At 39.5% G+C, this 13,794-nt stretch carries 12 protein-coding genes; 5 read left to right on the top strand and 7 right to left on the bottom strand.

The features are described from left to right. Window positions 1–117: 117 nt before the first annotated feature. Window positions 118–321 carry a hypothetical protein gene (locus HUW51_RS01060; protein ID WP_185269941.1) on the bottom strand — a complete coding sequence of 68 codons (204 nt, stop codon included), beginning with the start codon at window positions 319–321 and terminating at the stop codon, window positions 118–120. Window positions 322–1,278: 957 nt separating this feature from the next. Here HUW51_RS01060 and HUW51_RS01070 point away from each other — a divergent pair. Further along, the gene (locus tag HUW51_RS01070; RefSeq protein ID WP_185269943.1) at window positions 1,279–4,776 is read left to right on the top strand and encodes a GEVED domain-containing protein; all 3,498 of its coding nucleotides are present in this window, start codon (window positions 1,279–1,281) and stop codon (window positions 4,774–4,776) included. Window positions 4,777–4,887: 111 nt separating this feature from the next. Here the strand turns inward: HUW51_RS01070 and hxsC are convergent, their stop codons facing one another. The 4 genes from hxsC to HUW51_RS24485 are packed head-to-tail and all read right to left on the bottom strand — an operon-like array spanning window position 4,888 to window position 8,640. Further along, window positions 4,888–6,027, bottom strand: a complete 1,140-nt coding sequence (gene hxsC / locus HUW51_RS01075) for a His-Xaa-Ser system radical SAM maturase HxsC (RefSeq protein ID WP_185269944.1) — start codon at window positions 6,025–6,027, stop codon at window positions 4,888–4,890. Then, window positions 6,028–7,533, bottom strand: coding sequence for a His-Xaa-Ser system radical SAM maturase HxsB (hxsB, locus tag HUW51_RS01080; RefSeq protein WP_185269945.1), 1,506 nt, complete (start codon window positions 7,531–7,533; stop codon window positions 6,028–6,030). It abuts the gene before it with no gap. Continuing rightward, window positions 7,530–7,892, bottom strand: a complete 363-nt coding sequence (gene hxsD / locus HUW51_RS01085) for a His-Xaa-Ser system protein HxsD (RefSeq protein WP_185269946.1) — start codon at window positions 7,890–7,892, stop codon at window positions 7,530–7,532. The genes hxsB and hxsD overlap by 4 nt, the downstream gene beginning before the upstream one ends. Next, complete coding sequence (locus HUW51_RS24485; protein ID WP_228466577.1) at window positions 7,882–8,640, bottom strand: peptidoglycan-binding domain-containing protein; 759 nt, start codon at window positions 8,638–8,640, stop codon at window positions 7,882–7,884. Before HUW51_RS24485 ends, hxsD begins: the two co-directional genes overlap by 11 nt. A gap of 260 nt (window positions 8,641–8,900) precedes the next feature. On the opposite strand from HUW51_RS24485, the gene HUW51_RS01095 reads away from it, so the two are divergent. From HUW51_RS01095 to HUW51_RS01110, 4 genes are all read left to right on the top strand, one after another. After that, window positions 8,901–9,233, top strand: a complete 333-nt coding sequence (locus HUW51_RS01095; protein WP_185269947.1) for a type II toxin-antitoxin system HigB family toxin — start codon at window positions 8,901–8,903, stop codon at window positions 9,231–9,233. A 10-nt stretch (window positions 9,234–9,243) separates the two neighbouring features. After that, entirely contained in the window at window positions 9,244–9,690 is a 447-nt protein-coding gene (locus HUW51_RS01100) for a helix-turn-helix domain-containing protein (protein WP_185269948.1), read from the top strand. 112 nt (window positions 9,691–9,802) lie between these two features. Next, window positions 9,803–10,225 (top strand): hypothetical protein, encoded by a 423-nt coding sequence (locus HUW51_RS01105; RefSeq protein WP_185269949.1) that lies wholly within the window; start codon window positions 9,803–9,805, stop codon window positions 10,223–10,225. Between the two features lie 15 nt (window positions 10,226–10,240). Further along, window positions 10,241–10,930 carry a recombinase family protein gene (locus HUW51_RS01110; protein ID WP_185269950.1) on the top strand — a complete coding sequence of 230 codons (690 nt, stop codon included), beginning with the start codon at window positions 10,241–10,243 and terminating at the stop codon, window positions 10,928–10,930. A 186-nt stretch (window positions 10,931–11,116) separates the two neighbouring features. Here HUW51_RS01110 and HUW51_RS01115 read toward each other — a convergent pair whose 3' ends face one another. Further along, window positions 11,117–12,370, bottom strand: coding sequence for a DUF1036 domain-containing protein (locus tag HUW51_RS01115; RefSeq protein WP_185269951.1), 1,254 nt, complete (start codon window positions 12,368–12,370; stop codon window positions 11,117–11,119). A gap of 632 nt (window positions 12,371–13,002) precedes the next feature. Next, entirely contained in the window at window positions 13,003–13,782 is a 780-nt protein-coding gene (locus HUW51_RS01120; protein ID WP_185269952.1) for a hypothetical protein, read from the bottom strand. Between the last annotated feature and the right edge of the window lie 12 nt (window positions 13,783–13,794).

Genomic DNA, 13,794 nt, shown 5'->3' on the forward strand with positions numbered 1-13,794 from the left:
GCTAGGTTAGTACATTATTAACAACAGACTGTTTAAAAATTTAACTGCAGCCAGGAATCGTTAGAGATTGTGGCAGCAAATCCGTTGGAAAAAGGTTCGTAAGTAAAAAAATGTTGATTATTCTGGCAAGTGCCAATAGTCAACAACTAAGAAGTTGCGAGGATAATACCGGTGCAAGGCGAATTGATAAGCTTCGTAGAAACTGGTAAACCCGGTAATAATGTGTATTCCAATTATTACCTTATATTGCTTTACCCGTTCTTGTTGGGCTGGCAGGATGTGGGCAAAATTGCCTTCATCTTTAGTTAAAAGGCTCGTCATTAAAGATAACTAATCAATTTACCCCTAATATACTAACCTAAATAGCGAAAAACGAATTAAAAATTTAGTAATTTCTAGCCTATATACTAAGTATATTAAACAACGTACGCGAAATAAAAACTAGAGTGGTCTATTTAAATCTAATAGGCGCTGATTTAACTTAGCCTTCCATTTCAGGTATTGTGCTTGACGACTTGTTAGCCGCTCCTGCAAAATAATTTCATTGATGAAGCTAAGATGTTCATAAACTTCATTTTGACTGAAGCCCTCTATTTTCTTTTCTGCAAAAATACTGTCTAATAAGCCCACCATACATTCTTAAGGAAAAGAAAGTAAATAGTATTAGTTTACGAGTGGGTTAAAATTGAGATGTGGCTTAACTACGGATTAATAGAGAGTGAAGTACGGAAAAACGTAGATTGATATAATACTACATGAAGAATAAAATGGAAGTTTTTGGAATAGCGCTTATGCTTAGCATAGGTTGGATGGTTGTCCAAGTCAATGCATTATTAAAATATTTACCTGGCTAACGTTTTTAGTCCGGAAATACGTTGACCAAGTTATCTCACGAAACGACGGAATGTTGATACTGAAAAAGACCTGGTTACGCCAGGTCTTTTTTGTTAAATACCTATCTCAAAAGAGCATCTCATTATTCAAGCTTCAATTATGATTGCTGAGATGGTATTCTAAAAATAAATCAGAGATAGACCGCATAAAAGCTTAAATTTCACTGGTATAATAATTCTAATTAAATATTAACAACGAATAAGGTAACACAATGCTTTTCACTAGAATATATAGAGAAACAACGAATAGGTATATGTGCAAGAGATTTACCTAGCATTTAATACCTTACTTCTAGTAAAAGCGCCTCTGCCTGATAATAGCCAGCAGAGTTCTGAAATAAGTTTTTACCTACCTTATACTTACTAGTAATTTAATGGTGCCTCTATGAAAAAACTCTACTGTTGCTTAATACTGTTTATCTACTGGCTTGGGTGGCCAACAAGCCTGCAAGCGCAAACACCAATCAATTTAGGCAAAACAACAGACCTGATAGCTACCTTCCGAGCGAAAGCCTCTATTAATTCCAGAAAGGTCACTGCCTTAAATAATCAAATTAAACAAGCCGTACCCGGGCAAAGAACCTTGTTCCTAAATATAAATACAAGTAAAAAGGAAGGGTCTGCGGAGGTTTTTATCGGGAATGTGGTCGCCAGAAAGAACAGTTCCTACTTCTTAAAAGCGGATGGTACGAACCTTTCCGGTTATCTCATTCTACAAGATGAGAAAAGAGCTTATCAATATTCCTCGAAAACTAACGGACAAGCCTATCTGCAAGAAGTGGATATCAATAAAGTAATTTGCGTGGATTTGCCACTGGTTAGTTCACCACCAGGAATCGCTAACAACCAGGTGCTTGCTCCGGCAGTGAAAGTGCCCCTGCTGGAAAGTTTACCAGGGGCAGGCGCGGTAGTTTTACTCGATTTTGATGGCGAGTACGTCAGTGGGACGGGATGGAATGGTGGAAAAGCCATTGATGCAGCTCCCGCTCAGTTCTCTTCCTTGGAAATGGAAGAAGTTTGGAAAATAATAAGTGAAGATTTTCGCCCGTATGAGCTTAATATTACGACGAATGAAGCAGTATTTGCCCAAGCAGCGGTGACTCGTCGCATGCGGGTTATTTTCACTCCTACCAGGCAATGGTATGGTTACGTGGGAGGGGTGGCTTATATTGGATCTTTTAACTGGAATAGTGATACACCCTGCTGGGCGTTCAATTCAGGCGTAAAAGCAGCCGGTGATGTGGGATCTCATGAAGTAGGGCATACGCTAAAATTAAGGCATGATGGAAGAAGCTCCCCGGCTGAAACCTATTATTATGGTCAGGGAAACTGGGCTCCCATTATGGGTTCATCCTATTATCGGGAACAAGCTCAGTGGAGTAAGGGGGAATATCCAGCAGCTAACAATAAGGAAGATGATGTATCCATCATGGCGACCAATGGTTTTAAGTATCGCTCCGATGATCATAGTAATACGACCGATAGTGCCACGGTTTTAACTAAAGATGCAGAAGGAAAAGTGTTGCCGGCTTATAATAAAGGAATAATTACAACTGATACTGACACGGATGTTTTTTCTTTCATAACGGATGGGGGCAAAGTATCTTTACAAGTAAATCCCAATCCAAGTTATCCCAATCTGGATGTGCTCCTTACTTTAAAGAATGACTCTCTTAAAACCATTGCCAAATCTGATTCCACAGGTATGTCTGCTGCGCTGAATGTCACTTTAGCGGCGGGTACCTACTATTTATATATTGATGGTGCTACCGGAGATATGGGCGCTACGTCTAACTATGGTTCGCTCGGGGAGTATTCTATTGCCGGGTTCATTCCAACATTCTGCATTCCCGCCCTGGCGAACGATTGTAAATCCGGAGATATAATCAATAATTTTAGCTTCCATAATCTGGTAAATTATAATTCTGACTGCGGTGGCCAGGCTGCTGGCTATACGGACTACCTTCCTACGGGTACCTTTACTACTACTGTATCACGCGGCCAAACTTATAAGCTTAGTGTACAAGCCGGCGCTAGCCGCGCCCAAGGTTTTGGCGTTTGGATTGACTATAACAACGATCAAGATTTTGGTGATGCGGGTGAATTTATTTACAGTTCCCCTACTTTTGGAACGCAGGTTTACGATGCAACCATTACTATTCCCCTGGAAACAACAACAGGTACGAAGCGTTTACGGGTAAGATCTCAGTACCAGGCAACTTTAACCAGTAATCAAGAGTGCGCGGCTTTTGCCGGCGAAACCGAGGATTATATTATTACCATTCAGGATCCAGTGGTAAGTAGTACCCAATGGAATCTGCGTTACGGGGGGAAGGATCAGGAAGGATTTACCACTATTTTGAAAACGGCTGATGGAGGCTATCTATCCGGCGGCTTTTCTACCTCCGGAATGAGTGGCGATAAAACGCAAGATAACCGGGGTAAAAATGATTACTGGATTATCAAGACGGATGCTAATGGTCAAAAAATCTGGGATAAACGCTACGGTGGAGCAGCGGACGATTACTTGAACCGCGTCATTCAAACAATCGATGGGGGCTATCTGCTGGCTGGTTCCTCCCTTTCGGGTACCGGTGGTGATAAAACACAAAATAGTCGGGGAGACCGCGACTACTGGATTGTAAAAATTAATAGCACCGGCGTAAAGCAATGGGATAAACGCTTCGGCGGTTCTGGTTACGAAGAACTGAAAAAAGTACTACAACTCTCTACCGGAGAATATATTTTAGCGGGTTACAGCAATTCGCCCGCCAGCGGGGACAAGCGCAAACCCAGCCGGGGGGGGACCGATTACTGGATTGTAAAGGTAAGTAGTACCGGTTCTCTCCTTTGGGAAAGAAATTACGGTGGCGACTTAAATGATATTTTATCTGGGATTGTGCAAACCGCGGATGGAGGTTTTGTATTAGGGGGCAGTTCCGTTTCCGGCAAGGGGGGAGATAAAACCGAGGTAAGTCGAGGTGATAAAGATTTTTGGTTGGTGCGGATTGATAAAAATGGTAAAAAGCTATGGGATAAAACCTATGGTGGTAGTGGCCAAGACGATGCTTTTTCTTTAGGTACCATCCGGCAAGGAGGCTTCTTTATAGCTGGACAAAGTGACTCTCCTGCGGGAGGAGATAAAACCAGGGTAAGTCAGGGTGGAAAAGATTTCTGGTTTATCAAGGTAGCCAATAATGGTGTTAAAATCTGGGATAAAAGGTTTGGCGGCAGCAAAGACGAAGAACTTCGGGCGAGTATACAGACCAGCGATGGTGGCTTCATTCTAGCGGGTAAATCGTTTTCGGATAAAGGGGGCAATAAGACCCAGAACAGCCAGGGATCTAGTGATTACTGGATTGTTAAAACGGACCAGGATGGTATGTACCAGTGGGATAAACGTTTTGGCGGCAGTGGAGCCGAAGAATTACGCGCGGTAACGCAAACTAGTGATGGCGGCTTGCTTCTAGCCGGAAAATCCGAATCTGGCGCGAGCGGTGATAAAACGCAGCCTAGTCAAGGAAAAACAGACTTCTGGCTGGTGAAAGTAGCGCCGGACGCTAAATCGATAGTCGCTAAGCGAGAAGCAAACGAGGCAGAAGAATTACTGGTTTCCGCCACACAGCTGCAAATAAGCGCGCACCCGAACCCCTTCTCCGATAAGGTGACGATTAGCTTTACTCTACCTGATACGCAATCCGCAACAATTAAAGTGTACGATTTACAAGGTAGAGAAATAACAACTTTGTTTCAAGAGGAGGCAGAAGCAAAGAAGGAGTATACCGTAGAATGGAAAGTAAACAAACAGAAGGCAGGCATTTACATATTACAACTGCTCACTCCGACAAAACATAGCCAACACAAACTTCTACTAAGTCAATAAGCATCAAGATTTAATTAAAAAGCCAGAAATGAAACCTCATTTCTGGCTTTTTAAAATGTCCTAATAAACTAATTTTATGTTAAATAGAAATTTAACAGTTTACAGGCTATATTAATAAGTTATTGCTCTTAAATTTTTGCTACGCATTGTTTCTGCCGAAGCAAAAAAGCCTCCACATTCATTAACTACGGCACATTTAGTACATTCTTCAAAATAGATGTTTTTCCAATCGGAAATTGATCTTCTACTGTAGTCCCATAAATCTTTTGGCATCAAGCATAGTTGCGAATTATAGATAGAAACATTTAAATCTTTACTGGATAAAAATTCTACGGCTTCTCCTAATTCATTCATGTAATCTACCGGATCTATCCAGAGCTTATCTATATTATGAGGCGTATAACCTTGGTTCTCTAAACCCATAAAAGCAATATGCTCTACAAAAGGCAAATTTTTATAAATGAATTTTGCCAGCTTTACTAATCGGGGGATAGATTGCTGTTGTAGAACTACACGAATCTCTATACGCTGGTTGTTTGCTGCTAAATTATATAATCCTTGGATGGTCTGATTAAAGGCATCTTTTGCCTGTACAATATAGTCATGGGTCAGGTAATAATCCGAGTAAAGAGGAATGCCTAACATCAAACGATTAAAATCCAAGACCCCGAGCCGATCAGCAATACTCCGCCAGGCAAAAGATCTCCCGTTGGTTAAACAATGCACTTCGGTTTCTGGTAGTTCATACTTTATAAGCTCTAATAACTCAAAAAATGAGTTTCCCATTAAGGTGGGTTCTCCTCCCGTAATTCCCAATTCAAAACAGCTCTTTGGAATTAAAGGGATCAATTGTTTATGAATTTCGAAAAGATAATCTATGTCATTCTTGTCCTTTGGTGGCTGAGAGCACATCAAGCAGTTGCTATTGCATCTTTCCGTTACTAGAATAAAATTATGATTCGATTCCGCCCGATATAAAGTATTAATAACGCCATCTGTATTCACAACAATAATATCGCCCTCTCTTAAATGCTCTAAGCTAGTTATGGAATGAACATAAGGAGTATCAATCCTATCGGACGAAAGGTTATGGGTAGTAATAATTACTTTGAACTCCCTTTCTACAAATCCAATATATTGATCATCAATAATCAATATTAAATTTGAATCTAGAGCAAAAGCATTTCTAGTAACTTTTGCTACGATTGGTTTCAGGATATTTAAAGGCTTGCCTTTGGTTTTTAGTAGCATCTAATTTCTAACCCAGCTATTAAAAATTTTAAAAATACGTTTGTCGCTATCCATCAATTCAAACAGATAGCGGATTATTTCCATGTTTTTCTGGCAGAACACACTCGTAGGACGATAGCCAAAGATGTCTCCTTGAGTTGCATGGTTTAAAACGGGATCTGTACCACAATAAGCTTGGAAAGCACATTCGGAACAACCAGGCAGGGATTCATTTGTCCAGGATTCTGCCAATTGAAATACCTTTTCTCCGTAAAATATATCTTGGTAAGTACTAGTATCTAAATCTCCAAGCAGAAAGGTAGTATCTTTCATTTCCGCTAACATTCTGGCTTCATCCGAGGCATAAATTTTCCCATCGTAATTAAAAACTATGACATTATTTATCATTCCTGCTGGAGATTGTAAATCCACATATCCCACTGGAAAAGGAGTAAGTATTTTGCGTAGAATGATGGTTGCGTAGTCCTCCCTAAAGAAATACCCTTGAAGATTATAATCAATAATTCTATTAAGGGCTATCTTATAAAATTCCAAGAAGCGATTTGTATCGTACTTGTTCTTTTTTTCATTCCTAACGGCAAATCCAAAGGGGCTAATTGGCCTTAAGAAAATACTGTTAAAATTTAACGAAAAATACTCATCTACTATTTCGGTTGGGTAATCTAGGGATAAAGTAGAAGTTGTCAGTAGGGCGGACACTCTATCATTTCCTAAAAACTCTCGGCACTTACTTATACCCTGTACCGCTAATTGGTAACTGTCTTTGCCCTTTTTATGTCTATTCTGATTATGAATATTCTCCGGGCCATCTAGGGAAGTAGAAATTAAGATGTTGTTTTCACGGCAAAAAGAAAGGATGGATTCATTTAAAGGAGCTAGGTTGGTGCATATAACGAAGGTTACTTTCTTATCATAATGCAATGCTTCTTCTTTAGCCTTTTGGACTGCGTATATTATTTGATCAAATGCCAGCAGAGCTTCTCCTCCTTGAAATTCCATTGTTACATTTGGGTTAGGAGACTGCATCATAAGCTCAATACCCTTATCAATATGATGCTTTTTCATATCGAAGGTATTTTTATCCTCGCTAACCCGGGACACCTGGCAGTAATGACAAGTATGTTCGCAACGGAGGGTAATAACAAAAATATGAAGGGAGGTAAAATTATCGAGGAACGACTTTTTGGTGCGATATCGCGTTGCCAATACCTCTAATAAAGCCGGAATTCTTTCTTCACTTATAAAGAAGCCTGAAATTAAATCCCCATATAGTTCTTCATCCGTAAGTTTTGAGATTCTTCGGCTAACAATCTTTTCGACAGTGCCAGTAGGAACAACTAGGAAATCACCTACTTCATTAACGATTATTTCTTTTTCCTGATTAAGACGGATAAACCTAAAAGGTAACAGATAGTACTTATCATCTGGGTTGGCATCATAGAATTCAAGTTCTTTAAATTTTCTAGAAGCCCTTGCATTAGGTTTTATAATATCAAGCGCTATCATATGCTTTGCGGATTGAAGCCTACTGGATCGGACAACTCAGATTGGGGAGTGTCATCAACTTCGTAGTAAGCAAATGCCTTGGCAATTACTAGCTCTCGAATAGATTGGGTTTCTTTTGTAACAATATCCCGCAGTTTAAAATCAACTAAGTCTCTTTTAACTTTAGTTACAACTTCTTCGAAATCCATCGCAACATGCATTGGTTTCAGTATTACCTGAAAAGCCTCAGCTGAATAGTTAATAATATTTACCTCAAAATTGGCACCATACCAATAAAAACATTTGTATAGGGTGTCTAAAGTATATATCTCTTTATTAACCTCTAAAATAATTGTATCATCAATCCTATCAATTTTCATCCTGTAAGCTTTTCAATGTTGTAATTGTTGAGTCTCCCGCTTTTCCGTCTGGTTTAAGCTCATTTTCATTCTGAAAATTTTTAACCGCTTTTTCTGTCTTATCACCAAAATAACCCGTTATCGGGGTATCGTAGCCAATAGCAGTTAACATAGCCTGAAGCATCTGAACATCTGCTCCTTCACAACCTTTAAAAAGAACCCGGTAGAAATAGTATTCTGTATCTACGCTTATTGATGTATTAGAATTGCTATCAATATCCAGTGAATTGGTAGGATAAATTGCAGGAGAATTACTAATGGGATCTGCCGTCCTTTTTGAAGGGGTATAAGTTGGAGCTGGCGACGAACTAGGGGCCGGCGTATAGGTAGGATTAGGTTTATAAGTTGGGGTAGTAGATGGCGCCGGTGAACTGTAAGTTGGAGAAGAATAAGTAGCTGAAGATGAGTAATGAGAACTATGGGAGCTATGGGAACTGTGTGATCGGTGAGAACTATGAGAACGATGAGAAGTATGCATCGCCATAAAACTATTATCCGGATTGCTCATGTTTAGTTTTAATACAAGCCGTGGTTTTATAACTTGCTTGGTAACCTGCTCAATGTTTAAATTATGATCTGGGTTATCTTTTATATCATAAAAGCTACTTGCTGCTTCTGTTTGGTTGCTAGCAAGAGCACTTATTGATGCGGTAATAAGTGCTAATGATTTTTGAGCCAGGCTAAAAAACCCTTTTTTAATTTTACTCATATATTCTATGATTATAGTAATGTAAAAGCAATAATACTGCTAACTTGATCCAGCCTTGCCTAAGATAGGAAAAGTTTAAGACGGAAAAAATACCTAATTTTAGGTATTTTTTCCGTCTTAAACTTTGCTAATTAAATGTATATAAAATTTTATTAAGTTGTTTAAATACAGCTTAATAATGTTTAACGTCTATCATTTTTTTTCAAATTGCTATAAGTTTACAAAATGTGAACTTATATTTGTTTTCAATCGTATTTTTAATGAGAATACATCTAATAAAGAAGCAAACTATTGAGGATTATGTCTTAAAACAGGCAAGAAGTAAGACTTCTTTTGGTATGTGGCTTACAACCTTAAAGTATGCAGATTGGCAAGAACCAGGAGATATTAAAAGTACTTTTGGATCGGCAGATTTATTAGGAAATGGTAGTAGTCGGGTTGTTTTTGATATTGGAGGCAACCATTATAGAATGATCTGCAAGTATTCTTTTGGAGAAAAGCAAGTGCACCTGTTTATCTGCTGGTTGGGGACTCACGCTGAATACACCAAATTATGTGCTGCTAATGAGCAGTACACGGTAGATCAATTTTAAATGATTTAAAATGGAAACATTAAAGTATAAAGTAATTAAGACTGAAGAAGAATACCAATCCTATTGCAAGAAGTTGGAGGATCTAGTATTCACAGAAATTAAAACGCCGACAGTAAACGATGAGATAGAGCTTTTAACCTTTCTTATTGAGAAATGGGATCAGGATCATAATACTTTCCAAGAAGCTGACCCAATAAAATTATTAAAAGGATTAATGGCAGAGAGGCATTTAAAAGCTAAAGATTTAGTAGAAATATTAGGAATAAGCAAAGGGTTAGTTTCAGATATTCTCAATTATAAAAAAGGTCTTTCTAAAGAAGTTATTAGAGCTTTGGCTGGCTTTTTTAAATTATCTCAGGAAGCCTTTAATCGTCCATATAAATTACAGGCCACGATAAATTCACATATTAGAAATGCAAGTGTCATGAACACTACCAAAGAAGGTATTTTACATTAGTTAAAGGGTAGTTTAACAAATGTAAAATCACTAAATTCCCCTATCTTTACCGTTAAAGTAAGGCAGCCATTTCTAATCAGCATCTGCCTTCCTCTTAAAAGCGAACCGGACGATGCCTGAACAGATTACTCCTTATATCGAGCAGTTTTACGATGACACCGAAATTTGGCCGATCATTCACCAGGCCTCTTACCTGGAACAGCAGTTTCAGGATCCGGCAGTCCAGCAGAATACTGTTTGTGTCGTGTTACCCTTTGTGCGCCGGCACCCCGGATACTCGCTCCATCAATTAGACCTGGATCTTTTTATTAAGCACCACGACGTGACCGACCTGGGAGAACTGGAGCTTTACCGGGTTCGGGACTTCATTCGCCAAAAAGTCGATCTTGGACCCTTGATGCACGGGGTACACCAAATTACCGGCGTTGATATCACCGAGGTATTGGAAAGAATCAAAAAGCAGATTCAATTTCTCCAGCGGCCGGAAAACCACGATTTACCGGTAGCTCCGGCTCAGCTCATTCATGCCTTTTAAAAAACCAGGGAAGAGATGAAAAAGTACGTTGCTTATTACCGGGTCTCTACCGCCAAGCAAGGCATCTCGGGTTTAGGCCTGGAAGCCCAGCAGTACGCTGTCAACGCTTTTGTAAAGGGAGCGGCTCAGATTGTGGCGGAGTACACGGAAGTGGAATCGGGTAAAAAGAACAACCGCACCCAACTGCTTTTGGCCATTGCGGAAGCCAAGAAACAAAAAGCCACTTTACTCATCGCTAAGCTCGGCCGGCTCAGTCGCAATGCCGCTTTTATTTTTACCTTGCGGGATAGTGGGGTTGATTTTGTCTGTGCCGATATGCCCGATGCTAATACCTTAACCATTGGCATCTTTGCGGTACTGGCCCAGCACGAACGGGAGCTGATTAGCAGTCGCACCAAAGCCGCGCTTCAGATGAAGAAAAAACAAGGAGTCAAATTGGGTACTCCCGAGAACTTAACCGATCAGGCGCGCCTAACCAGTCTCCAGGTTAGGCAGCAGAAAGCCATTACAAATAAAAATAACAAGCGAGCGGCCGCCCTGATTCAAGTATACCGGCAGCAAGGCTTCACTTGGCTAGCTATAGCGCAGAAGTTAAATGAGGCGGGTTTTAAAACGAGCCGGGGAGGGATGTTTCAAGCCGTTCAAGTGCAGCGGATATACCAGCAGCTAGTTACCATTTCTTCTTTCCCAATTCCTTCTGCTTAATCCAATGGCTATACTCATGTTTTTGGCGCACGTTTGTATTAATTGTAGCGGTAGATTCCTGGATCTGTCTACGAAGGCGGGAAAGCAGGGATTACTCCTGTTCATTTTACTAATGCTGCTGGTACTTATTTACTCCATCTTCGAATATTATTATAAGGATAAGTAAAAATGGTACTACAAAACAACTTATTTGCTCTCTTCTACAATAGCTATAACTTCTAGTGCATAATGAACGCCGTATAAGTTATCAGGATTCTGAAGTCCTAAACTTACATACTTAGCCTCGTTGCTCTTAATAGGTACTACCGCAGAACTTAAGCTTGTGCGAGAACCTTCTCGATCATAATAAAACTCTTTTTTAGCTTCAAACGAATCTGCTTGCTTTACTTCTTTCATTAAGTAAACGTTGCAGATGCTCCCTCCTGGAGGCGTGCTAAGGCTAGCTACTGCTAGCTTGGTAATACCTGTTTCATCAACTAAAGTGGTTAGTTGAGATAATAATTGAAACTTTGCTTGAGAAGCGGCTACTTCGGCCTGATTACGAGAAGCGGTGAATTCGTAATACCACGCTACGGTATTTGCTGGTAATTTAACTGGAATAACAGTCCGGCTTTTACCAGGGTTATAATAACTAACCAAGTATCCCTTCTGCGGGTCTAGAACTTTAACGGCTTTATAAGATTTCCGCACGACAACCTCTTTTCCCATCTCGTTCCAACGCCTAATTTCACCTACTAATTGACCATTTTGGTAAGTTGCTTCCTCCCTTTTTTTGCCATTCTCATCGTAGGTAAAACAAGTCCCATGTTTTATTTCTAGATTATTACCTAATAATTTACCGTCCCATTGTAATTTTTTAGAAGGATAATAATAATCCCGAACAATTCCTGTGGGCTCTCCATTTTGATACTTTACATTTCGAATATAGGAGGCATCCTCCGGAGTGCTGGTTTCTTCCTTGTCCCGGTCTAAATAGATGGTCCAGTTTCCCTGCCTTTTTCCGGTTTGGGTACAATTTACTTTGGGTAATACCAATCGATAGTTCCGAGAATTAGCTGGTAAATCTACTTTAACGAAAGGTACTTTAGCAACTCCCTTCGTTAAAGATATAGGTGCCTCAGAAGCGGCATTACTTACTTGAAAAGCATCCGTAGGATGAATAAATAAGCCATATTGACCTTCATACACCTGGTCGCAACCACTGACACGTCCATAGTAGTAGAATGAATCACCCGCAACACCTCTGGGCAACAGGTTAGTAGAATCATGGGCGGCAATGTTCACCCAGCCTAAAGTACTCCAACCTTTAATCAACCCTTTATCGGCATAATACCCTACAGCCAAAGAAATAGGATAGTCGGAAGGATTAACAACTTTTAATTGGGCCATACAAGGTAAAAAAGATAAAGACACTAGAAGTGCGAGTAATAGTTTATTCATATATTCGTTGTTGCAATATGCAAAACTACGATTCACTATAATCCACTCATAGTTAAAGTTATAACAAGCTGAATATTTTTAAATAACCCTACTTAGGTTTATAGGAATACTTAAGAATAATTCTATTACTTTAGCAGAAACAAAACAAAAGGATGGCTAGGTATTCCGCTATAAATAATACATAATCAGTAATAAACAATAATTAATACGTATTATGTAAATGATGCACCCCATAGAATGGAATATACAATACTTTTTATTTAGTGCTGTATGTTGCCAGGATTTTCTAATATGGATTTATACAGACAGATACGAGAAGAACTATTATAAAAGGCTACCTGGAGTGATTTGCTTTTGATTTTAAACCTCTTTTGGAGGAGGATTAAAAACTTTTATTTAACATAAGGTAAATTATAGGACAAAAGATAAACTCCTGAAACAGCTTTACACTACGTGTATAAAGCTAACAATTAAGCTGAAAAAGAAAGCCGTATTACTCATCACCAAGCTCCAAAGCATTAAGCAGCGAAAACGCTTTTCAAGATTTAATGAGCTGCCAATCCGTAAAAAAGCTTAATTTTCACCAATCTAAAAGATGAATTAAGTTCGACTAATAAGTACAAGTATTTTATCTAAAATAACTCGTTGTCGGCGGTAATATATTCGTCTAGTTTTTGTCGGATCTCACGCCCGCCAAAGCCTTTGCGCCGCATGGCTGCAATAAACCCGCGTGCCCAATCATCAGCCGTCCACTTAGCAGGCATTTGAGGTTCACCCGAATTGGAATAATGTTCAATGTCCGAACGTAAGCCAATAAGAATTTCTTTGCCATTGGCTTTTACCGAATAGTTTGCGTTCTGCGCCGCATTTACCAGGGATACCAAAGATCGGACGTAATTTATCTTGTTGAGTTCACCCACAACAAGTAAACCGGTATAATTAGTTAAACCATTGACGATAATACTTCTCAAGGATTCCTTTTCAGCAGCAAACTCCACCGTTAAACCGTCATTTTTTTTTCGAACGGAGTATTCCCCGGATTTGCTGCAATACGTTCGGACAAAGCTTAATAAGCCGGCATCAATGTCTTTGAATTCAAGGGTTTCCCCTGGTTTTAATTCATCAATGGATTTGCGAACGGCCGCGCGGCTGATGCGATTACCAAAATCCATGGGCAACAATATCGGTTCGTTTTTCTCAATAATGTAAAACCCAGGCCTTCTTTCACTATTTAAAAACACAACCGGCCGGACTACAAATCCATCTTTTTTCTTGGCCCCAAACTGCTCCATGTGCCTGGCGGCATAATCCGAAATTAAAGGTCGCATGATCTCGGACTTATACCGATTGGCATCTATTTCGGTTTGGCCAATACCTAAACATTTAAGTAATTCGAAATACTCTTTTTTCATATTATTAAATGT

Source organism: Adhaeribacter swui, from assembly GCF_014217805.1.
Classification (GTDB): Bacteria; Bacteroidota; Bacteroidia; order Cytophagales; family Hymenobacteraceae; genus Adhaeribacter; species Adhaeribacter swui.

Excerpts from the sequence above, each read along its gene's own strand:
- HUW51_RS01115 (WP_185269951.1), bottom strand. The coding sequence starts at position 12,370 with ATGAATAAACTATTACTCGCACTTCTAGTGTCTTTATCTTTTTTACCT.
- HUW51_RS01100 (WP_185269948.1), top strand. The coding sequence starts at position 9,244 with ATGGAAACATTAAAGTATAAAGTAATTAAGACTGAAGAAGAATACCAA.
- HUW51_RS01110 (WP_185269950.1), top strand. The coding sequence starts at position 10,241 with ATGAAAAAGTACGTTGCTTATTACCGGGTCTCTACCGCCAAGCAAGGC.
- HUW51_RS24485 (WP_228466577.1), bottom strand. The coding sequence starts at position 8,640 with ATGAGTAAAATTAAAAAAGGGTTTTTTAGCCTGGCTCAAAAATCATTA.
- HUW51_RS01070 (WP_185269943.1), top strand. The coding sequence starts at position 1,279 with ATGAAAAAACTCTACTGTTGCTTAATACTGTTTATCTACTGGCTTGGG.
- hxsC (WP_185269944.1), bottom strand. The coding sequence starts at position 6,027 with ATGCTACTAAAAACCAAAGGCAAGCCTTTAAATATCCTGAAACCAATC.
- hxsB (WP_185269945.1), bottom strand. The coding sequence starts at position 7,533 with ATGATAGCGCTTGATATTATAAAACCTAATGCAAGGGCTTCTAGAAAA.
- HUW51_RS01095 (WP_185269947.1), top strand. The coding sequence starts at position 8,901 with ATGAGAATACATCTAATAAAGAAGCAAACTATTGAGGATTATGTCTTA.
- hxsD (WP_185269946.1), bottom strand. The coding sequence starts at position 7,892 with ATGAAAATTGATAGGATTGATGATACAATTATTTTAGAGGTTAATAAA.
- HUW51_RS01060 (WP_185269941.1), bottom strand. The coding sequence starts at position 321 with ATGACGAGCCTTTTAACTAAAGATGAAGGCAATTTTGCCCACATCCTG.
- HUW51_RS01105 (WP_185269949.1), top strand. The coding sequence starts at position 9,803 with ATGCCTGAACAGATTACTCCTTATATCGAGCAGTTTTACGATGACACC.
- HUW51_RS01120 (WP_185269952.1), bottom strand. The coding sequence starts at position 13,782 with ATGAAAAAAGAGTATTTCGAATTACTTAAATGTTTAGGTATTGGCCAA.